19 protein-coding genes are annotated in these 18,829 nt (G+C 46.7%); 12 read left to right on the top strand and 7 right to left on the bottom strand.

What is annotated here, in order from left to right:
- Nucleotides 1–139: 139 nt before the first annotated feature.
- Nucleotides 140–1,009: a DMT family transporter gene (locus Q0N89_RS00665; RefSeq protein ID WP_294033022.1), complete on the bottom strand. Its 870-nt coding sequence runs from the start codon at nucleotides 1,007–1,009 to the stop codon at nucleotides 140–142.
- A 356-nt stretch (nucleotides 1,010–1,365) separates the two neighbouring features.
- On the opposite strand from Q0N89_RS00665, the gene Q0N89_RS00670 reads away from it, so the two are divergent.
- From Q0N89_RS00670 to Q0N89_RS00680, 3 genes are all read left to right on the top strand, one after another.
- Nucleotides 1,366–2,115, top strand: a complete 750-nt coding sequence (locus Q0N89_RS00670) for an electron transfer flavoprotein subunit beta/FixA family protein (protein ID WP_078254401.1) — start codon at nucleotides 1,366–1,368, stop codon at nucleotides 2,113–2,115.
- A gap of 30 nt (nucleotides 2,116–2,145) precedes the next feature.
- A complete protein-coding gene (locus Q0N89_RS00675; RefSeq protein WP_294032896.1) occupies nucleotides 2,146–3,075 on the top strand; it encodes an FAD-binding protein in 930 nt (309 codons plus the stop codon).
- Nucleotides 3,076–3,420: 345 nt separating this feature from the next.
- Entirely contained in the window at nucleotides 3,421–4,098 is a 678-nt protein-coding gene (locus Q0N89_RS00680) for a hypothetical protein (protein WP_294032897.1), read from the top strand.
- An 85-nt stretch (nucleotides 4,099–4,183) separates the two neighbouring features.
- Here the strand turns inward: Q0N89_RS00680 and Q0N89_RS00685 are convergent, their stop codons facing one another.
- Genes Q0N89_RS00685 through Q0N89_RS00700 form a run of 4 tightly spaced genes read right to left on the bottom strand, consistent with a single transcriptional unit; the run spans nucleotide 4,184 to nucleotide 7,371 of the window.
- A complete protein-coding gene (locus tag Q0N89_RS00685) occupies nucleotides 4,184–5,050 on the bottom strand; it encodes a metallophosphoesterase (protein WP_294032898.1) in 867 nt (288 codons plus the stop codon).
- A 3-nt stretch (nucleotides 5,051–5,053) separates the two neighbouring features.
- Nucleotides 5,054–5,833 (bottom strand): RNA methyltransferase, encoded by a 780-nt coding sequence (locus tag Q0N89_RS00690; protein ID WP_294032899.1) that lies wholly within the window; start codon nucleotides 5,831–5,833, stop codon nucleotides 5,054–5,056.
- Nucleotides 5,830–6,345, bottom strand: coding sequence for a hypothetical protein (locus Q0N89_RS00695; RefSeq protein ID WP_294032900.1), 516 nt, complete (start codon nucleotides 6,343–6,345; stop codon nucleotides 5,830–5,832). Before Q0N89_RS00695 ends, Q0N89_RS00690 begins: the two co-directional genes overlap by 4 nt.
- A 27-nt stretch (nucleotides 6,346–6,372) precedes the next feature.
- Nucleotides 6,373–7,371 (bottom strand): class 1 fructose-bisphosphatase, encoded by a 999-nt coding sequence (locus Q0N89_RS00700; protein WP_294032901.1) that lies wholly within the window; start codon nucleotides 7,369–7,371, stop codon nucleotides 6,373–6,375.
- Nucleotides 7,372–7,666: 295 nt separating this feature from the next.
- Between Q0N89_RS00700 and Q0N89_RS00705 the strand changes: the two genes are divergently transcribed.
- The 4 genes from Q0N89_RS00705 to Q0N89_RS00720 are packed head-to-tail and all read left to right on the top strand — an operon-like array spanning nucleotide 7,667 to nucleotide 11,498.
- Nucleotides 7,667–8,695 (top strand): aspartate carbamoyltransferase catalytic subunit, encoded by a 1,029-nt coding sequence (locus tag Q0N89_RS00705; protein ID WP_294032902.1) that lies wholly within the window; start codon nucleotides 7,667–7,669, stop codon nucleotides 8,693–8,695.
- A gap of 37 nt (nucleotides 8,696–8,732) precedes the next feature.
- A complete protein-coding gene (locus Q0N89_RS00710; protein WP_294032903.1) occupies nucleotides 8,733–9,884 on the top strand; it encodes a dihydroorotase in 1,152 nt (383 codons plus the stop codon).
- A 28-nt stretch (nucleotides 9,885–9,912) separates the two neighbouring features.
- A complete protein-coding gene (locus Q0N89_RS00715; RefSeq protein WP_294032904.1) occupies nucleotides 9,913–10,974 on the top strand; it encodes a nitronate monooxygenase in 1,062 nt (353 codons plus the stop codon).
- Nucleotides 10,974–11,498 (top strand): GNAT family N-acetyltransferase, encoded by a 525-nt coding sequence (locus Q0N89_RS00720; RefSeq protein ID WP_294032905.1) that lies wholly within the window; start codon nucleotides 10,974–10,976, stop codon nucleotides 11,496–11,498. Before Q0N89_RS00715 ends, Q0N89_RS00720 begins: the two co-directional genes overlap by 1 nt.
- Nucleotides 11,499–11,577: 79 nt before the next feature.
- Here the strand turns inward: Q0N89_RS00720 and nhaA are convergent, their stop codons facing one another.
- A complete protein-coding gene (gene nhaA, locus Q0N89_RS00725) occupies nucleotides 11,578–12,795 on the bottom strand; it encodes a Na+/H+ antiporter NhaA (protein WP_294032906.1) in 1,218 nt (405 codons plus the stop codon).
- 165 nt (nucleotides 12,796–12,960) lie between these two features.
- On the opposite strand from nhaA, the gene Q0N89_RS00730 reads away from it, so the two are divergent.
- Nucleotides 12,961–13,716 carry a TSUP family transporter gene (locus Q0N89_RS00730; RefSeq protein ID WP_078254411.1) on the top strand — a complete coding sequence of 252 codons (756 nt, stop codon included), beginning with the start codon at nucleotides 12,961–12,963 and terminating at the stop codon, nucleotides 13,714–13,716.
- 48 nt (nucleotides 13,717–13,764) lie between these two features.
- Here Q0N89_RS00730 and Q0N89_RS00735 read toward each other — a convergent pair whose 3' ends face one another.
- On the bottom strand, nucleotides 13,765–14,658 hold the full coding sequence (locus Q0N89_RS00735) for a LysR family transcriptional regulator (protein ID WP_367178539.1): 894 nt from the start codon (nucleotides 14,656–14,658) through the stop codon (nucleotides 13,765–13,767).
- Nucleotides 14,659–14,811: 153 nt separating this feature from the next.
- Between Q0N89_RS00735 and Q0N89_RS00740 the strand changes: the two genes are divergently transcribed.
- The 4 genes from Q0N89_RS00740 (at nucleotide 14,812) to Q0N89_RS00755 (ending at nucleotide 18,729) form a co-directional block, all read left to right on the top strand.
- Nucleotides 14,812–15,864 (top strand): cupin domain-containing protein, encoded by a 1,053-nt coding sequence (locus Q0N89_RS00740; protein WP_294032907.1) that lies wholly within the window; start codon nucleotides 14,812–14,814, stop codon nucleotides 15,862–15,864.
- 45 nt (nucleotides 15,865–15,909) lie between these two features.
- Nucleotides 15,910–16,563, top strand: a complete 654-nt coding sequence (maiA, locus tag Q0N89_RS00745) for a maleylacetoacetate isomerase (protein ID WP_294032908.1) — start codon at nucleotides 15,910–15,912, stop codon at nucleotides 16,561–16,563.
- 26 nt (nucleotides 16,564–16,589) lie between these two features.
- On the top strand, nucleotides 16,590–17,294 hold the full coding sequence (locus Q0N89_RS00750) for a fumarylacetoacetate hydrolase family protein (RefSeq protein ID WP_294032909.1): 705 nt from the start codon (nucleotides 16,590–16,592) through the stop codon (nucleotides 17,292–17,294).
- Nucleotides 17,295–17,397: 103 nt separating this feature from the next.
- Nucleotides 17,398–18,729, top strand: coding sequence for an aromatic acid/H+ symport family MFS transporter (locus tag Q0N89_RS00755; RefSeq protein ID WP_294032910.1), 1,332 nt, complete (start codon nucleotides 17,398–17,400; stop codon nucleotides 18,727–18,729).
- Nucleotides 18,730–18,829 lie beyond the last annotated feature (100 nt).

Consider the following 18,829-nt stretch of genomic DNA (forward strand, 5'->3'; position numbering starts at 1 on the left):
GACTGATACCAAGTCATCCTGCAAATACCGTCTGCCTATGGGTGGGCGGTTTTTTTTGCTATGTAAAAATAATTTTGGAAAATAACCACACATAACCACAAAACAGGGCGATTAATGCTTGCTCTGTTTTTTTAAATTCTTACCGCACCACCCACCGCCACGGCTGTAGCGCCCCAAGTGCCATACCGATGAGGCCGCAGACCATGATGGGATTAAGCGATTCACCAAGTAGTGGCACGGCTAGGATACTTGCGATAAATGGCGCAAGATTGGCGATACTACCTGCCTTAAACAGTCCAATTTTTTCCACCGCCTTAGCATAAGTCAGCGTCGCAACGATTACCACGGCAATGCCATGAAACAGCCCCTGCACCGCCAAATGTAGTGGCTCAGCATTGGCAAACTGTGGCGTCACAAACATCGCATACACAGGCAGATACAGCACTGCCGACCAGATACCGACACCGCTCATCACCTGCCACGGCGTAAATGACCATCTGCGTAGCAGCACCGAAAACAGCCCCCAGCACACCGCACTACCGACGAACATCGCATCCCCCACACCAAAGCCACTATCGGTCATCGACATCATCACCGTCATGACAATCAGTGTGATGACGATGATGGATAGCCCGATACCCGTTTGGCGATCGACTTTTTGCCCGAGCATCAAATAAGCGATCAGTGCGGCAAATAGCGGAAAAGTCCCGTTCAAAAACACCACGCCATGCACCACCGGCGCATAAAAAAATCCACTATACACAAACACACAATAGCCGATACTGCCCGATAGTGCCAATAGCACCATGCGATAATCAAACAAAAAGCGATAGTCTTTTTTTAGCCACAAAATCGGCAGCAAAATCATCGCCGCTATCCCAAATCGCATGGCAAGCACATCCCATACTTGGATCTGCCAATAGGCGTTCAGCCGTGCAATCAGGCTAAAACTGCCCCAAATCAGCATGGTGATGAGGGTAAAAAAATAACCTTGTTGGTCATCGGTCATCGTGGCGAGTGTTTTCATGGTGGTATCTATCGTGACGGGAGGGTCATTGTAACAGATTATCAATGGGCTGTATATCAAGGCGGGACACATCGGGTTGGTGATGGCTTGTCATTATCCATCATGCCAACAGTCATCTGCTATGCCAAATGGTTCTAGGCTTATGAATGAATGTGGTTTGAGTTTTTGAGATGGATTGTTTAAGATAAAATTTGCGATTTCAAGCACTGTGACTGACTGGTCAAAATCGCCATTTTAGCCCCAAAAAGTTGTGCCAAATGGTTTACAAATCCCTGCTAAATGTGTACCCTATTCATTAAACTTTTTCACCTTCACATCTGAAAATTAAAGAGGATTTTATGAAGATAGTAGTTGCGGTAAAACGCGTCGTCGATCACAATGTCAAAGTGCGTGTCAAGGCAGACGAAACTGGTGTCGAGCTTGCCAATGCCAAGATGTCAGTTAACCCATTTTGTGAAATCGCCATCGAAGAAGCGGTACGCCTAAAAGAAAAAGGCGTCGCCACCGAAATCATCGCAGTGAGCGTCGGCACAACCCAAGCCCAAGAGCAAATCCGCTCAGCATTGGCACTGGGTGCTGACCGTGGTATCTTGGTTGAGACTGATGCCAAGCCATATCCGCTACAAGTTGCAAAAATCCTAAAAGGCATCGCCGAACAAGAAGGTGCACAAATCGTCCTACTTGGCAAGCAAGCCATCGATGATGACAATAACCAAACTGGTCAGATGCTAGCGGCGCTGATGGGTGTGGGTCAAGGTACTTTTGCATCAGAAGTGGTTGTCGAAGGTGATAAAGTGAATGTCACTCGTGAGATTGATGGCGGTCTGCAAACCGTTGCCTTGCCACTGCCTGCGGTCATCACCACCGACTTGCGTCTGAACGAACCACGCTTCCCAAAACTGCCAAACATCATGGCAGCCAAGAAAAAACCACTAGAAACCAAAACGCCAGCGGACTTTGGTGTGGATATGACTTCTAAGCTTGAGACGCTAAAAGTCGTTGCACCAAAAGAGCGTTCAGCAGGTGTCAAAGTGGCTTCTGTCGATGAGTTGATTGACAAGCTAAAAAATGAAGCACGCGTCATCTAATACGGTTATTACAGATTAAGGATAAGAATTATGGCAATTTTAGTCTATGCAGAACACGACAATAAAGAATTAAAATCAGCAACGCTCGCCACCGTAACCGCTGCGACCAAGATGGGCGGTGATGTGCATCTATTGGTTGCAGGTGCAGGCTGTCAAGCGGTCGCGGACCAAGCTGCCAAAGTCGCAGGTGTCAGCAAAGTATTGCTAGCGGACAATGCTGCCTATGCCAATCAGCTAGCTGAGAATGTCTCGCTACTGGTCAAAGACCTAGCGGCAGGCTATAGCCACATCGTCGCACCGGCGACCACCACAGGCAAGAACTTCCTGCCACGCGTCGCAGCGCTACTGGATGTCAGCATGGTATCAGACATCACCGCTGTGGTCGATGCCAATACCTTTGAGCGTCCAATCTACGCAGGTAACGCCACCGCTACTGTCAAATCAAGCGAATCTATCATCGTCGTCAGCGTGCGTACCACTGCACTTGAGCCTGCTGAGCTGACTGGCTCAGCTGCCATCGAAGCGGTAGCGACAGCGACTGACGCAGGCAAATCAAGCTTTGTCAAAGAAGAGCTGGCGGTATCTGACCGTCCAGAGCTGACTTCGGCAAGCATCGTCGTCTCAGGCGGCCGTGCACTAGCTAGCGGTGAGAACTTCACCAAATACATCGAGCCACTAGCCGACAAGCTAGGCGCAGCTGTGGGCGCAAGCCGTGCAGCGGTGGATGCAGGCTTTGTACCGAATGACTATCAAGTCGGTCAAACTGGTAAAATCGTCGCCCCAAATCTATACATCGCTGTGGGTATCTCAGGTGCAATTCAGCATTTGGCGGGTATGAAAGACTCTAAGACCATCGTCGCTATCAATACCGACCCAGAAGCACCAATCGCAGGCGTGGCGGACTATTTCCTAGAAGGGGATTTGTTCACTGTCGTGCCAGAGCTGACTGCTAAGCTGTGATTTGATAAACATCAAAAAAACCTTGAAACTGTGCTGGTTTCAAGGTTTTTTTATTGGGCGATGGGTTTGGCTTTTTTGTATGGATGGTGTACCTTGTACACGCTGATGACTACCGAAAACACGGATTAAATGATACACTATCGTTAATCAATCTCACCAAAGAAATTAACTGTGGCTGATAAATTGCAGGGATTGATTTGGTGAAGTACAGTACAGTAGAGTGTGTACTGCACGCCATTGAATGAATGGTTCTTGATGGCGTGTTGTATGCAACCTATGCTTGGGCTAATGATGCGCTTATCACAGATAACAAAATTCAAAATTTAATAGAAGGAGAATATATTCGTGAAATCAAATAGTGAATTAAAAGATTTTTTAATAAGTGCTAATATTATTAACAAATTCTTTTTTACTCATTTTAATATTAACTTTGATAGAATTGGTGGGTTTGGGTTTCCTTTAAAAGCCAGTTCGGGTGTAAATGCTCAAAGAATGGGGCTAGATTATCAGGAAAAATATGAAAATAAGTCTCTAATACATTTGTTAAGAGATAACAAATCAATTTCTGTATCAGCATATGATAGTGGTATCTTCCGCATCCAAATATTCCTAGACCAATACGGCTATCTAGGTAGGCAGTTGCCTGTTTTTTCAGAAGAAGTGATTGCTTCTAATCTGATATGGCAAAATAAATATAAAACTTATGATGAAGTCCGTCAAGCAATGCAAATCATGCTTAAACCTTTGAATACTTATGATGATTTTATTGAGCGCATTAAAGAAATTGAAGTCTTTAGACAATGGCAAATCATTCGCCCTGAAATGTTGCCCTTAGGTAACATCAATGATTGGTCTTGGGGAGATATTTATGGTGAATGTGGTGGTTTTATCCTTAATCAGTCCGATACCAATGAATGGCAACTGATATCGGGAAGTCGTGGTTGCACTAGTCATTCCGCCACTTTCTTTCGTGAGCAAGCTGTTTATGAATGGTTTGTGAATCTCTATCTAGGGTTGTTATAAAAGTACGGTAGAGTACATACTACACACCATAAAAAACGCAATTTAAATCAACAAGTTGTTGTATGCACGACACACCACAACCACTTCACAACTGCCCCGATTTGGGATTGATGGTCAAAAGCACCACTTCAGGACGATTAAAAATTCGAGGAATATAGCGTGTCGATTCACGAGCCAGTCCACGACTGACGATAAGCTGTGTCTGCTGACTGTGGCTGGATGGGTTGGGTAGTTGGTAGCTACCACCGGCGTATTTTGGCAGGATACCTTGATTGGGTGCAAACACCCCATTAATCAGATACGGCACACGCCACTGCCCACCATGTGCGTGTCCACTGATGACGATGTCAAAAGGGTGGTTTGTGTAGTCGGTGATATGTTCGGGGCGATGGCTGATAAGAATGTTGGGTTGATGTGCACGAGCTTGCGCACCCACCGCCGCCAACTCTTGCCCAAAGCGTCCGCCAACAGGGTCGGACACACCCCAAATCATCACAGGGCTGTCAGTGCTGATGGCTTGACCTTGACCGTGTAGGATATGGATACCGTATTGGCGGATTTTTTGTTCTAGTTGGTGATAGGCGTCATGGGGCAGATACAGTTCGTGATTGCCATTGACATAATAGACATTGGGCGTGATGGCAGGTAGCTGTGACAGTAGTACATCTGCGTGCGTCTGTGGTAGTACATCATCATAAATATCACCGCCAAGCACGATGGCATCGATGTGTCGGGATTTTAGGATGTCGATGATTTGGCTTTGGTTATCACCATAAAAACAGCTGTGCAAATCGGTAATGATGGCAATCGTAAGCGTTGTGCTGGCAGGCGAGCCTTGCGGCGCTTGCCAAGAGTACTCACGCACGATGATACGGTCATCGGTCGCAATGATACCGATGATGACTAGGGCAACCAACGCCATCCATAGCCATAGCGAGCCTAGCATGCGCATGAGTTAGCCTTGATAGCGTCTTTGGCGTAGCATCTCATAAAAGCAGATACTGCCTGCCACACCGACATTGAGACTTTCTTGACCGCCGGGCTGTGGCAGGGCGATGGCGGTGGCTTGGCTTAGGATGGCAGGCTCGACGCCTTGACCTTCGTGCCCGAGCACCCATGCGACCTTGCCAGTCAAATCATGGTCATAAATCACCTTATCCACATGGCTGCTGGTGGCGTACAGTGGCGTCTGGATAGACTTAAGTAGCGTATCCGTGCTCACCTGCTCAATAATATCTAGCGAAAACTGTGCCCCCATCCCTGCACGCAGGCACTTGGGCGACCATAGGCTGGCTGACCCTGTCGTGGTGATGATGGTGGTGATACCGACCGATGATGCACTGCGTAGTAGCGTGCCTGCATTGCCTGCGTCCTGCACGCCATTTAGGATTAGGCAGTCATCAGTGATGGTGGTGAGCGTCTGTGTCGGTACATCGATGATAGCCATCACATCCACGCCATCGCCGAGTGTGCGGATTTCTTTGTACAGCTTATCGGTGATGACAAGTATTGCTCTTTCATCGATATGTGCCAAAATCGCCGAGATTTCGGGGTGGTTGATGGCGGTTTCGCTGATAATCAGCTTATCCACTGCCAAGCCTTTGGCAAGATAGGCGTCAATCAGATGTACGCCTTCGAGCACGGTTTGACCGCTTTTTTTGCGAGCACGGTGATTGGTCAAAAGTGCATGGGCGTGCTTGATGGTGGGATTGTCTTTTGAAGTGATAAAATTCATGATGTTATACTGATTTGGGAAAATGGCATGAGAATTTGGGATAGGGTGTTTTGGTATTTATGTAGCCAATCTTGACATATTTCAAAGAATTTGGCAATAATTTCTTTTTTGTGATCATCGCCTACTTCTATTGTGTCAAAAAGTTCCATTAGATAGCCAAGCTCAGAGACATCTGCTTTTATGTCTTCTTGAAAATTGTCATAAAAACAAGGTATATTTAATTTATCCCAAGCAATTGGTAATTGTAGCCATGAGTTAATGTGGCACATGGTGAAAATCAGTGGTAAATCACAGATTTGTAGTGATGGGAAATTTAACTTTTGGCAGATGAGTAATAGGGTTTCTTTGTTTTCATGATAATTCAAATCATCAAATACGATATTTAACATCAAGTCGTCATAAAATCCCAAACTCATCAGCCAATCGTTAAATTTTATAATGTCATTATCGGATAATAAATCAAGCTGTAAGTAGCATAGCGTAAATGCAATGTGATATTGATTATTATTCATAATGAAACATGACATTTAGCGCATGGCTTAAGCCGGCTCACCATTTGCCAAGATGCCTGCTTTGGCGTGCAAGGCTTTGACAAATTCCACTTCTTCGACTGCACCCAGTACCACAGGGATGCGCTGATGGATGTTCGTTGGTTCGATTTGCATAATGCGAGCCACAGCATCGGTCGATGCACCGCCTGCTTGCTCAATCACAAAGCTCATTGGGTTGGCTTCGTACATTAGGCGTAGTTTGCCTGCTTTGCCTGCGATTTTGGTGTCGTATGGATACATAAACACGCCACCACGAATCAAGATACGATGCACATCGGCAATCATCGCCGCCACCCAGCGCATATTGTAGTCTTTGTTACGCACGCCAGCATCACCTGCGACGAGTCCGTCGATGTATTCTTGGATTGGCGCAAGCCAGTAGCGATGATTGGATGCGTTGATGGCGTATTCAGCGGTGGATTTGGCGATTTGTACATTGTCATTGATCAGGATATAAGCTTGGGTATTTGGGTCAAAGCTAAACATTGCCACGCCATTACCCAAAGTCAGTGCCAACATGGTCGATGTGCCATAGATAAAGTAACCAGCGGCGACTTGGTTTTCACCTTTTTGTAAAAAATCCGCTTCGGTCGCAGGTTTACCTGCATTATGATATGGCAAAATCGAGAAAATCGTGCCAACAGTCATATTAATATCGATATTGCTTGAGCCGTCGAGCGGGTCAAACAGCACAAGCAATGAGCCGTCGTCATTGGCAGGGCTGATGTCGTCAAGCTCTTCGGATGCCACGCCTGCACAGTGCGGATTGCGAGTCAGTGCGCCAAGCAGTAGGTCGTTTGAGATGACATCAAGCTTTTTTTGGGCTTCGCCTTGCACATTTTCGTTGCCTGCTTCACCATGAATACCTGCCAAAGCGCCCTTGTCAAGCAGATGGCTGATAGAGATACTAGCGGTGGCAAGTGTGGTCAAGGTGCTTGCGATGGCAGGCGTGGTGTGGGCTTGTAGATAGTCGTGTAGCGTTGTCATGGTTCGTCCTTTGTCATCATGCGATGGTGTCTTTGTGCGATGTGGCAATGATTGGCAAAAAATCTCAATTTTTGCTTTTTAGTTGGCGGTAAATCAGCTAAACTATAAAGCGTCAAACCAAACCATCAATCCCAAAGCCATTATACACAGTATTTATAAAATAACTTAATTTTTGGCAAAGTGTGCATCCGCCAAAAGATTTGGCTAATAGTGTAGCAAATTTGCCCTAGAAATCATAGGCTTTTGTGTGGTGGTTGGATAATGCTTTTTTCACACTACTTGCAAGGATATCTCTATGTCACAAAATATCTTGACCGATGTCGATGCACGACTTAATGCATCGCTAGTCCGCCCACAGCTCAATGACGACGGGGCGATTCGTCACTTTTTGGGCGTGGAAGGGCTAAATAAAGCTCAGCTTGAAAATATCATCACCAAAGCGATGAGCTATTTTGACCAAGATGGTAAATTGACCAATACCGAAGAGCTGGCTGGGCGTACGGTGATGAATCTGTTTTTTGAGCCGAGTACTCGCACTCGCATGACCTTTGAAGCCGCCCAAAAGCGACTTGGGGCAAATGTGCTCAATATCGACATTGCACGCTCAAGCACCACTAAGGGCGAGAGTCTCAGAGATACACTGTGGAATCTAGAAGCGATGAGTGCTGATATGTTTGTCGTCAGACACAATGCATCGGGGGCGGCGCATTTTATGGCGACACAAGTCACGCCAAATATCGCCATCATCAACGCAGGCGACGGCTGGCATGCTCACCCAACCCAAGCGATGCTAGATATGCTGACCATTCACCGTGAAGCGACTAAGCCATTTGATGAATTATCCGTCGCCATCATCGGTGATATCAAGCACAGCCGTGTGGCACGCTCGGATATCGCAGCGCTCAAGACACTTGGCGTCAAGGATATCCGTGTCATCGCCCCACGCACACTACTACCAAAAGGGATTGAACGCTATGGCGTGGGTGTGTATGAGAACATCGATGAAGGGGTGGTTGATTGTGATGTGCTGATTGGCTTGCGTATCCAAAACGAACGCATCGGCTCGCCACTGTTGGCATCATCAAGTGAATATTTCAAGGCATACGGCATCACCGAAGAGCGCGTGGCAAAGGCTCGCCCAAATGCGCTTGTGATGCATCCAGGCCCGATGAATCGTGGTGTTGAGATTGCATCGAGTGTCGCTGATGGCCCGCAGTCAGTCATCCTAAAGCAGGTCAATAACGGCATTGCGGTGCGTATGGCGGTGATGGCGCTGTCTGTGGCAGGGCAGGATGCGTACCAAAAGGCATTGGCAGGCTTGTGATTACATCAAATTGATAACGAATAAAGGCAAAAAAAACATGAAAAATTATCTACCAAATGACTGGCAAGCGCCAAAATTTGAACAAGCTCACAGTGATGATGCGTGGGTGTTTCCGCCGATTGTGGATTTGTGCGCACGCCTGCGTGAACCGGGACATCAGGCGCATGGCACGCTGGCATCTGAAGGCTTGGCAGCTCGCAAAAATGGCATCCTGCACATCGTACTGCCCCCAGATACCGACCCAATCCTACAAAACGGCTCACTGCTCAAGGGCTTACGAGAAAAAGCCATGCAAGACGGTGGCATCTATCTGCACATCCTAGGCGCGCTGACCGATGGGCTAAAAGGCGAACAACCTGCCAATCTAGCCGGTCTAAAACAAGGCGGTGCAATTGCAGTAACCAACGCCACACAAGGCTTTGCCAATGATATGGTGATGCTACGCACGCTTGAGTATGCAGCGACATTTGGGCTAAAAGTGTTCTTTTATCCTGATGAGCCAAGCCTGTCAAAGGGCGGTGTGGCGCATGAAGGCTATATCGCATCGTTTCATGGCTTGCAGGGCATTCCTTGGCTTGCCGAGACGGTGGCATTATCCAAGCAGCTATTGATGGTCGAAGAAACAGGCATCAGCGCACACTTTAGCCAAATCACCTGCCGTACATCGGTTGAGCTCATCCGCTGGGCGAAATCTCGTGGCTTGCCGATTACCTGTGATGTCGCCATGCATCAATTGCATCTGACTGATGATGATATCGAAGGCTATGATGCTAGCGCCTATGTCCTGCCACCACTTCGCAGTAACACTGACCAAAAAGCACTGATTGCAGGGCTAAAAGATGGCACGATTGATGCGATTTGTAGTCATCATGAGCCATTGTCATCATCCGCCAAGCAAGCACCATTTGGCGAAGCGACACCGGGGATTAGTAACTTTGATACCTTTGTGGCGCTTGGGGTGAAGCTTGTTAATGATGGTATCTTGACGGCGGATGAATTGGTTCAAAAAATCTGCCTAAACCCTGCCAAAATCGCAGGCATCCACGACTATCAAGCCATCGGCGGTGCGATTGTCATCGACCCAACTGTATCGTGGGTGGTGGGTGGTGACACCATGTATTCAAAAGGCAAAAACACGCCATTTAGCGGTCAGACACTGACAGGGCGAGTGGTTGAGACCAGTTTTTAGTCTGATTAATCAATCAAGGTAGGTAAGCATGAAGTCATCGCTACAAGCGCTATTATCATCACCCATCATCCAAGCACCGATGGCAGGGGCGAGCAATAGCGCAACTGTGGTCGCTGCCTGCCAAGCAGGGGCATTGGGCTCGCTTGGTGCGGGGATGATGACGCCACAGCAGATACACCAAAGTATTGATGATATCAAATCGGCGACCGATTTGCCGTTTTGTGTCAATCTGATGGTGCTACCACAAGCCATCACCGAGCGATACAGCGAGCCGATGCCTGAGTGGCTTGGTGAGTACTATGATAAGCTTGGCATTGCGCCTGTGCTGGATGATAAGCCTGCGCAGTCGTTCGATGACCAGTTTCAAGTACTACTTGATAATCCTGTGCCTGTGGCGAGCTTTACCTTTGGGATAATCAGCATTGAGCAGGTGCAGGCACTCAAGCAAGTGGGTACGCTTGTCATTGGCACTGCCAACTGCCCTGATGAAGTCATTGCATGGGCGGATGTCGGTGCTGATGCGGTCGTGGTGCAGGGTGCTGAAGCAGGCGGACATCGTGGTGGCTGGCTGGATGAATCAGCATCACCGATGGCATTGGCACAGCTGTTCACAGCGGTGACAGACAGGCTAAGTGATGAGCAAGTACAGATTGCACTCATTGCAGCAGGCGGTATTCATGATGACAAGCAGGTACGCCATTATCTCAATCACGGGGCGGTAGCCGTCGCTGTCGGTACGGCTTTTTTGAGTACGGCGGAGTCGTGCATATCGCCACTGTGGAAATCACGCCTATTAGCAGGTGGCGAGACTCGGCTGACTCGGCTGTATTCGGGCAAGCTTGCTCGGGGCTTGGTGACAGGTTATATGCAGGACTTTATTCATCTTGATGGACTGGTGCGTCATCCACACATTCCGATTTATCCGACGATGAATGCCATGACCAAGTCGCTACGAGCGCATGGAGCTAGCACGCAAGATGACAATCTGATGAGCCTATGGGCAGGTACAGGCGTGAGTCAGTGCCGTGATGAGTCGATGGCGGATTTGGTCGCACGGCTTGTGGCGGATGTGGCGCATGGAGAGCGATGATGGATTTGCAGTTTAAAACCCCGACACTGGATGATAAAGCGCGTATTTTGACTTTTCGCCGTGAATTTAATGCCGTCTTTGATGCCATGCACGGCGCAAATGAGCTCAATGCCTTTATGGACGGTGGCTTTGCCGGTTGGATTAATTATATCAATGCACCAGCAGGCACGCAGTGGTTTGAATACCAAAAAGTCGCCGACAGCACCTATATTGCATTGATAGATGATGTGGTGGTTGCGATTGTGCATATACGCCACACGCTCAATGATGCGCTGCTACAACAAGGCGGTCATGTCGGATATAGTACGCATCCTGCTTATCAAGGACGGGGCATTGCAACTCGTGTGCTGGCATTTGCTGTCCGTACACTCAATGAGATGGGTGTGCACAAGGTATTGGTTACTTGTCAGCATGACAATCTTGCATCAGCAAGAGTTATTGAGAAAAACGGTGGCATCTTAGAAAATATCTTGACTAAGTCTAATGGCGTACAGGTGAGTAGATATTGGATTGGCGAAAGATGAGTGATGACAATTAACCATTTATCATCAAAAAATCCCCTATTCTACAGAATGGGGGATTGTTTTTTGGTCAAGATATTGCTTAGTGCGTAGATGGGATGTAGCCATCGCCACTATCTTTGGCAAGCACAGGATGCTCGGCATTTGGTACAGCTTTACGCAGTAACAGATAGCCTGCGACACCTGAGATGATAGAGCCTAGGATAATGCCAAGTCGTGGGTCAAAGCCTTCTGGAATACCACCAAAAGCAAGCCCTGAGATGAACAAACTCATGGTAAAGCCGATACCACACAGCAGTGATGCGCCATAGATTTGTTTCATGTTCGTGCCTGTCGGTAGGCTTGCTAGACCAAGCTTTAGGCAAAGCAGCACCGCTGCCATCACGCCAATTTGCTTACCAATGAATAAACCTGCAGCAATGCCAAGTGGTACAGGATGTAGCAGGGTGTCTAGGCTTGTGCCCGCTAGCGAAATCCCTGCATTGGCAAAGGCAAATAACGGCAAAATCCCAAACGCCACCGTACCGTGCAAATCATGCTCAAGCTCTTCGAGCGGTGAATGTTCTGGGTCAAATTTATTCTTTAAAGGAATAAAAAACGCCAATAGTACCCCTGCCAAAGTCGCATGAACACCCGATTTGAGTAAGGCCGCCCACATAATCAGACCAATCAGCAGATACGGCGTCAGACGCACGACATTCATGCGATTTAATAGATACAAAAACGGCAAGCAAATCCCTGCAATGCCAAGCGAGACCAATGATAATTCAGATGTATAAAACAATGCGATGATGATAATCGCCCCAAGGTCATCAAAAATCGCAATCGACACCAAAAATACCTTGAGTGCATTTGGCACGCGATTACCAAGTAGGCTGAGTACCCCAAGTGCAAAGGCGATGTCAGTCGCTGCAGGGATTGCCCAGCCGGCAAGCTGTTCTGGGTTCTCGTAATTTAGCCCTGCATAAATCAACGCAGGGGCAATCATGCCACCGATAGCAGCGAGTGCAGGCATTAAGATTTGCTTAACATCAGCCAGCTCACCAATCAGTGCTTCACGCTTGAGTTCAAGCCCCACCAAAAAGAAAAAAATCGCCATTAAACCATCATTAATCCAGTGATGTGCATCTTTGGCAATCTCAAACGCACCGATTTGTACCACCACAGGCGCATGAATGAACGCATGATACGCATCGTGCAGGGGTGAGTTGGCGACAATCATCGCCAAAATCGCGGCGATGGCAAGAATGATACCACCGGCAGCTTCGAGTGCCAAAAATTTCTTAATCTGTGCAAACATGGTAAAGTTTTTCCTAATAACAAGACGGTAAGTGCAAACTTAAGGCTTGCTTTGGGTCTTTGATTGTTTTTTGATAAGTGTTATCATTTTTTCCAATGTATCAAAAATTGGGCGTATAATAAAGCATTTTTTGGTATTTTCGATGACTTGATAAGTGATATTATAATGGATATTCAGCTAGGCTTAGAAATATTGATGCTGTTGTTTGGCGTGGCGATGGTGGCAGGCTTTGTCGATGCGATGGCAGGTGGGGGTGGTCTGTTGACCATTCCTGCGTTATTGCTATCAGGTGTGCCACCAATTGCCACCCTTGCCACCAATAAGCTTCAAGCATCGGCAGGGTCGTTCTCGGCAAGCCTTACGATGATAAAAAAAGGTGTCATCAACCCAAAAGACATCAAAATCGCCTTTATGATGGCAGCTATCGGCTCGGCCATCGGCTCGATATTGGTGCAACTATCACCGCCTGAGATGCTAAAAGTCGTCATTCCGTTTCTGGTCGCAGGCGTGGGGCTTTATACGCTGTTTGCGCCCAATCTTGGGCAGATTGAACGCGCGCCCAAAATCAGCCAAAGCACATGGCAAAAAACCATCGTACCACTCATCGGCTTTTATGATGGTTATCTTGGGCCGGGCACGGGGACATTTTTTGCACTGTCCAATGTCGCTTTGCGTGGGATGGATTTGATACGAGCCACAGGCACCGCCAAGCTGCTAAACTTCGCCACCAATATCGCAAGCCTTGCACTGTTTATCGTCGGCGGTCAAGTGCTATGGAAAGTCGGCTTTGTGATGATGGCAGGGCAGGTGATTGGGGCGTTTTTTGGTTCGCAGATGGTGGTCAAAGGCGGTGCTAAATTTATCCGCCCTGTGATTGTACTGATGTGCTTTGCGATGGTGGTGCGGTATGTGTTTTGGTGATAGATTGAATAATAAAAAAGATTTGATATTGCATTAGTGGTCAATATTTTATTGGTGAAATAAATCAAAACATACCTGTCGCAGCCAGCGATTGTCGGGGTTTTTGTGCATTCTAGCGTGCCAGTGCTGCTTGACATCAAAAGTTGGTAGTTTAAAAGGTAGAGTAAAAATCTGACAATCGTTTGAGTCAAGCAAATCGCCCAGTTTTTCGGGTACGGTTGCAATCAAATTGGTCGCTTTGACCACGGCATCAACGCCCAAATAACCCGGCATACGCATTTGAATTTTGCGAGTGATGCCAAGTTTTTGTAGGGCATTTTCGGCCATAAAATGACCAGTTCCACTCGGTACAACTTCAATATGATCACAAGCTTCATAATCTGCCAGACTAAGCTGTGTCTGTATCACGGGATGGCGTCTTCTGACCAGTCCTACATAGCGTTGCCGAAATAGCGTCTGTTGATAAAATCCTGCTTCTAGTTGCGGAATAAAGCCAATCGCCAAATCCACTTGCCCATTACTCATTAAGCTTGGGGTGTAGCCATCGATCGGTACGACATTGAGCCTAACAGATGGTGCATGAGTATGTAGGTAGGCAGCAAGCTTTGGCACAAGCTGTAAGTGACTGATGTCAGTAAGCCCTAATGTAAATTCACGAGTGGATTCGAGTGGATTAAAGGCACGACGATAGTCATTCACCAGTCGAAATCGCTCCAGTGTCTCACTGATCAATGGTGCCAATTCTTTAGCAAACTCAGTTGGTAGCATGCGATGACCAACACGCACAAACAAATCATTATCAAAATGCTTACGCAACTTAGCAAGTCCAATACTGGCGGCCGGCTGACCGATATCAAGGCTTTGGGCGGCTTGCGAAATATTCTCATGCGTATAAATCGCATAAAATAGCTGCAATAAGCGAATATCAATCGAAGTCATCATCACATCACATCACATCAAAATTCAAAAGTATGAGTATTTTAACATGAACTATTAATAACTTTAATAGTATTTATTGGAGCTTGGTTATAGCCTGGCTGGGATGACTTTGTTATAGTTGCCACACTAAATCTTGACAACACACAGGAGTGAAAAATGGATTTACAGCTAGGTCGCCTTGAAGACTTGCCCCAAGATTATCGTGATGAATTGGAAAAAAATAACTTAGTTCCGCTATGGCCGAGTCTGCGTGATGTAATGCCACCCTTGACCCCAAGACCAAAATCACAAATTACCCTATGGCCTTATAAAGATATTCGTCCGCTATTGATGCAAGCAGGGCAGCTGACACCGATCGAAAAGGCCGAACGCCGAGTTTTGGTATTATCAAACCCTGGTCTTGATATTACCACCATGCGTGCCAGTCCAGTTATTTATTTGGGTATGCAGTTGATTTTACCTGGAGAGATTGCACCCAACCACCGCCACACACCAAACGCTGTACGCTTGATTGTAGAAGGTCGTGGTGGTTATACCACTGTTGAAGGTGAAAAATGCCCAATGGAACATGGTGATTTGATCTTGACACCATCTGGCATGTGGCATGAGCATGGACATGAAGGTGATGAGCCCGTTGTATGGTTGGATATTTTGGATTTGCCGCTGGTGTATTATGCTGAAGCAACCTATGTCGAAGAAGGGGATGATCAAGCTGAACGCAAAGTTGCTCTAGAGCCGACCTATCATGGCGGTATTGTGCCAGTGAAACAGTTTGCTCGCAACCAAGCAGATTATCCAATCCTGCGTTATCGCTGGGTAGATGCTAAGCGTGTATTGGAAAATATTGCCCAAACTGAGCCCAATACCGATATTGTACAAGTGGCATATGTCAATCCAGAAACGGGTGCTGATTGTCAAAAAATCATTGGTTACACCGCCATCATGTTGCGCGCCAATGAAACCGTGCATCTCAAACGCCGCTCAGCAGCACAAGTGTTTCATATGATTGAAGGGGAAATATCGCTTGTGATTGATGATGAAACGCTACCAATGGGCAAGTCTGACACAGCGGTTGCGCCAGCATTTACGCATGTCAGTTTGACAAATCGCAGCAATCAGCCAAGCTTTGTCTTTGTGGCAGATGAAGCACCATTCCAAAAGAAACTTGGTCTATACAGTGAGCGTGAGCGTATCGATGGCAAAGCATGATTGGCGAAAAAATAAGGATAATATAATTTAAAAAGGTATAATAATATGTTAAAACTGTATAATTTTTTTCGCAGTGGGACATCGCACCGCACACGCATCGCTTTGAACCTAAAAGGGGTGGATTATCAGTATATCCCTATCAGTCTTGGCAAGGGAGAGCATCACAGCGATACGTTCAAGGCTATCAATCCACAAGAGCTTGTACCTGCACTTGTGCTTGATGATGGTGAAGTATTAACCCAAAGTGTCGCCATCATCGAGTGGTTAGAAGAAGTATACCCAGATCAGGCGCTTTTGCCAAAAGATCCTATTGCTCGTGCCAATGTGCGCGCCTTGGCAGCTATTGTTGGCTGTGACATTCATCCGATTAACAATAAGCGTATTTTGGGTTATCTACGCAGCCATCACATCGAAGATGAACACGCTATCGAAGCCTGGACGGCGACTTGGATTCATGCAGGATTCCGTGCACTCGAGGCTTTGCTTGTGCAGGATAGTACTCGTCATACTGGATTCTGCTATGGTGATACGCCGACATTGGCTGATGCTTATTTGATACCGCAGGTGTATTCAGCACGACGATTTAATGTTGATTTATCCGCTTATCCAAACATTGTCGCCATTGATGCGCATTGCAACAGTTTGGACGCATTTAAAAAAGCCTATCCAGACAACCAACCTGATGCCCCAAAAGCATAACCAAAAACAACAACAAGGAGCCATATATGTCTTATGTGTTTGAACCTGTAAAAACTGTCGGCCTAGCCATCAATGGTAGCTCAGATCAATTCCCTGTACGCCGTGTGTACTGTGTCGGCCGTAACTATGCTGCTCACGCACGCGAGATGGGATTTGATCCTGATCGTGAGCCGCCATTTTTCTTTTGTAAGCCAAACGATCCAGAGTCAATCATACCTGTACCTGCAGGCCAAGCCATTGATTTACCATATCCTAGCCAGACGAATAACTATCACTATGAGATTGAATTGGTTGTTGCTATCGGTCAAGGTGGGAAAAACATCACTGTCGAAGACGCAGCCAAGCATATCTTTGGCTATGCCGTGGGACTGGACATGACCCGTCGTGATTTGCAAATGAAAATGCGTGAAATGGGTCGCCCGTGGGAAATTGGCAAAGCCTTTGATTATTCAGCTCCGATCGGTGTGATTCACCCAATTGGTGAGACAGGTGAGATTGACAAAGGTGAAATCCATCTGACAGTTAATGGCGAAACCAAACAAAAAAGCGGCATTGATTTTCTGATTTGGAATGTTGCTGAGACCATCAGCAAATTATCCGAACTGTTTGAATTGCAGCCAGGGGATCTGATTTTTACCGGCACACCAGAAGGTGTTGGTGCCGTTGTTCCGGGTGATGTCATGCAAGCAGACATTGCAGGTCTAACGGGCATTACCATCAATGTAAAATAATCACTTTCAATCAGTAGGGCAATCAACAAAATCACATGGCTTTAGGATTGTTGATTGCTCATTTTTTATGTCAAATTTAGGGAAAAACAGACAGGAATTTGCGATGAACACAACAACAAATACCATGGAAGTTCAAGCGTTTATTGATGCACAGCCTTTATCAGCCACCCAAAAACTCATCATTGCGTTGTGTTTTGTGGTAGTGGCGATCGATGGTTTTGATACAGCGGCGGTGGGGTTTATTGCGCCAGCATTGATCGAGCAGTGGCAGCTAACACAGCCGCAGTTGGCACCGTTATTTGGTGCAGGTCTATTTGGATTGATGATTGGTGCATTGGTGTTTGGGCCATTGGCAGATAAGATTGGTCGTAAGCCGATCATGATTGGTTCGGTGTTTGTTTTTGGGGCTGCCAGTTTTTTATCGGCATTTTCACCTGATTTGCAGACTTTGGTGATTTTGCGGTTTATCACTGGGATTGGACTTGGTGGTGCAATGCCAAATGCCATCACAATGACATCGGAATTTTGTCCAACTGCTCGCCGCTCAACTTTAGTAACTTTGATGTTTTGTGGGTTCACCATTGGCTCAGCATTAGGTGGGATTGTATCGGGGCAGCTGATTCCATCGATTGGCTGGCAAGGGATTTTGATTATCGGTGGAGTAATGCCGTTGATGATTTTACCAATTTTGATTTGGTGGTTTCCAATGTCGCTACGCTTTATGGTAACCAAAAATTTTCCAAAACATAAAGTTGATCAAGTCGCACGCCGTATCAGTGCTGACCCCAATGCAATTGTGCCGCAGCTCATTGCAGCACCGACTGACAAAGCGCAAGTCAGTGTCAAAGAATTGTTTAGTAAAAATTATGCGCTTGGCACCATATTGATGTGGATTGCGTTTTTTATGAGCATGCTGATCATCTATCTGATCTCAAGTTGGATGCCGACATTGCTTAAAAGTGTTGGATTTGACCTAAAAAACGCTGCATGGATTACTTCTGTTTTTCAAATTGGAGGCACTATCGGTGCAATCACTCTGGGTTATTTGATGGATAAAAAAGGTGCGGCAAAAGTACTGTATCTATCCTATATTGCCGGTGCTGTATTTTTGATCATTGTTGGACAAGGAATTATTGGCCTTAATTTGGCTTTACTGCTCATTGGGATGTTTGGTATCGGCGTGGGTGTTTCAGGCTCGCAAGTAGGCGCTAATGCATTCAGTTCGGCATACTACCCAACACATTGCCGTGCTACCGGGGTTAGTTGGGCAAATGCGGTGGGACGCAGCGGCTCAGTTGTTGGCTCAATGGTTGGGGGTTGGTTGATGGCGATGAATTTATCGGCAGATACCATCGTTGGATTGTTGGCCGTTCCTGCGCTCGTGGCGGCAGTGATGTTCTTTTTGATAGGTCAAATGATTGCTAGACAGTCTTGATGGCGGATGTTGATCAATCCCCTTGTCTGCGATGGTATACAAGGGGATTTGATAATTATAAGTCATTGTTCATTGTACCTAAAGTCCGATTTAGGCTATA

The organism is uncultured Moraxella sp. (assembly GCF_945873075.1).
Taxonomy (GTDB): Bacteria; Pseudomonadota; Gammaproteobacteria; order Pseudomonadales; family Moraxellaceae; genus Moraxella.

What these genes read in the sequence shown, in the direction of transcription:
- Q0N89_RS00665 (WP_294033022.1), bottom strand. Translation starts at nt 1,009, where the DNA reads ATGACCGATGACCAACAAGGTTATTTTTTTACCCTCATCACCATGCTG.
- Q0N89_RS00670 (WP_078254401.1), top strand. Translation starts at nt 1,366, where the DNA reads ATGAAGATAGTAGTTGCGGTAAAACGCGTCGTCGATCACAATGTCAAA.
- Q0N89_RS00675 (WP_294032896.1), top strand. Translation starts at nt 2,146, where the DNA reads ATGGCAATTTTAGTCTATGCAGAACACGACAATAAAGAATTAAAATCA.
- Q0N89_RS00685 (WP_294032898.1), bottom strand. Translation starts at nt 5,050, where the DNA reads ATGCGCATGCTAGGCTCGCTATGGCTATGGATGGCGTTGGTTGCCCTA.
- Q0N89_RS00690 (WP_294032899.1), bottom strand. Translation starts at nt 5,833, where the DNA reads ATGAATTTTATCACTTCAAAAGACAATCCCACCATCAAGCACGCCCAT.
- Q0N89_RS00695 (WP_294032900.1), bottom strand. Translation starts at nt 6,345, where the DNA reads ATGAATAATAATCAATATCACATTGCATTTACGCTATGCTACTTACAG.
- Q0N89_RS00700 (WP_294032901.1), bottom strand. Translation starts at nt 7,371, where the DNA reads ATGACAACGCTACACGACTATCTACAAGCCCACACCACGCCTGCCATC.
- Q0N89_RS00705 (WP_294032902.1), top strand. Translation starts at nt 7,667, where the DNA reads ATGTCACAAAATATCTTGACCGATGTCGATGCACGACTTAATGCATCG.
- Q0N89_RS00710 (WP_294032903.1), top strand. Translation starts at nt 8,733, where the DNA reads ATGAAAAATTATCTACCAAATGACTGGCAAGCGCCAAAATTTGAACAA.
- Q0N89_RS00715 (WP_294032904.1), top strand. Translation starts at nt 9,913, where the DNA reads ATGAAGTCATCGCTACAAGCGCTATTATCATCACCCATCATCCAAGCA.
- Q0N89_RS00720 (WP_294032905.1), top strand. Translation starts at nt 10,974, where the DNA reads ATGGATTTGCAGTTTAAAACCCCGACACTGGATGATAAAGCGCGTATT.
- nhaA (WP_294032906.1), bottom strand. Translation starts at nt 12,795, where the DNA reads ATGTTTGCACAGATTAAGAAATTTTTGGCACTCGAAGCTGCCGGTGGT.
- Q0N89_RS00730 (WP_078254411.1), top strand. Translation starts at nt 12,961, where the DNA reads ATGGATATTCAGCTAGGCTTAGAAATATTGATGCTGTTGTTTGGCGTG.
- Q0N89_RS00735 (WP_367178539.1), bottom strand. Translation starts at nt 14,658, where the DNA reads ATGATGACTTCGATTGATATTCGCTTATTGCAGCTATTTTATGCGATT.
- Q0N89_RS00740 (WP_294032907.1), top strand. Translation starts at nt 14,812, where the DNA reads ATGGATTTACAGCTAGGTCGCCTTGAAGACTTGCCCCAAGATTATCGT.
- maiA (WP_294032908.1), top strand. Translation starts at nt 15,910, where the DNA reads ATGTTAAAACTGTATAATTTTTTTCGCAGTGGGACATCGCACCGCACA.
- Q0N89_RS00750 (WP_294032909.1), top strand. Translation starts at nt 16,590, where the DNA reads ATGTCTTATGTGTTTGAACCTGTAAAAACTGTCGGCCTAGCCATCAAT.
- Q0N89_RS00755 (WP_294032910.1), top strand. Translation starts at nt 17,398, where the DNA reads ATGAACACAACAACAAATACCATGGAAGTTCAAGCGTTTATTGATGCA.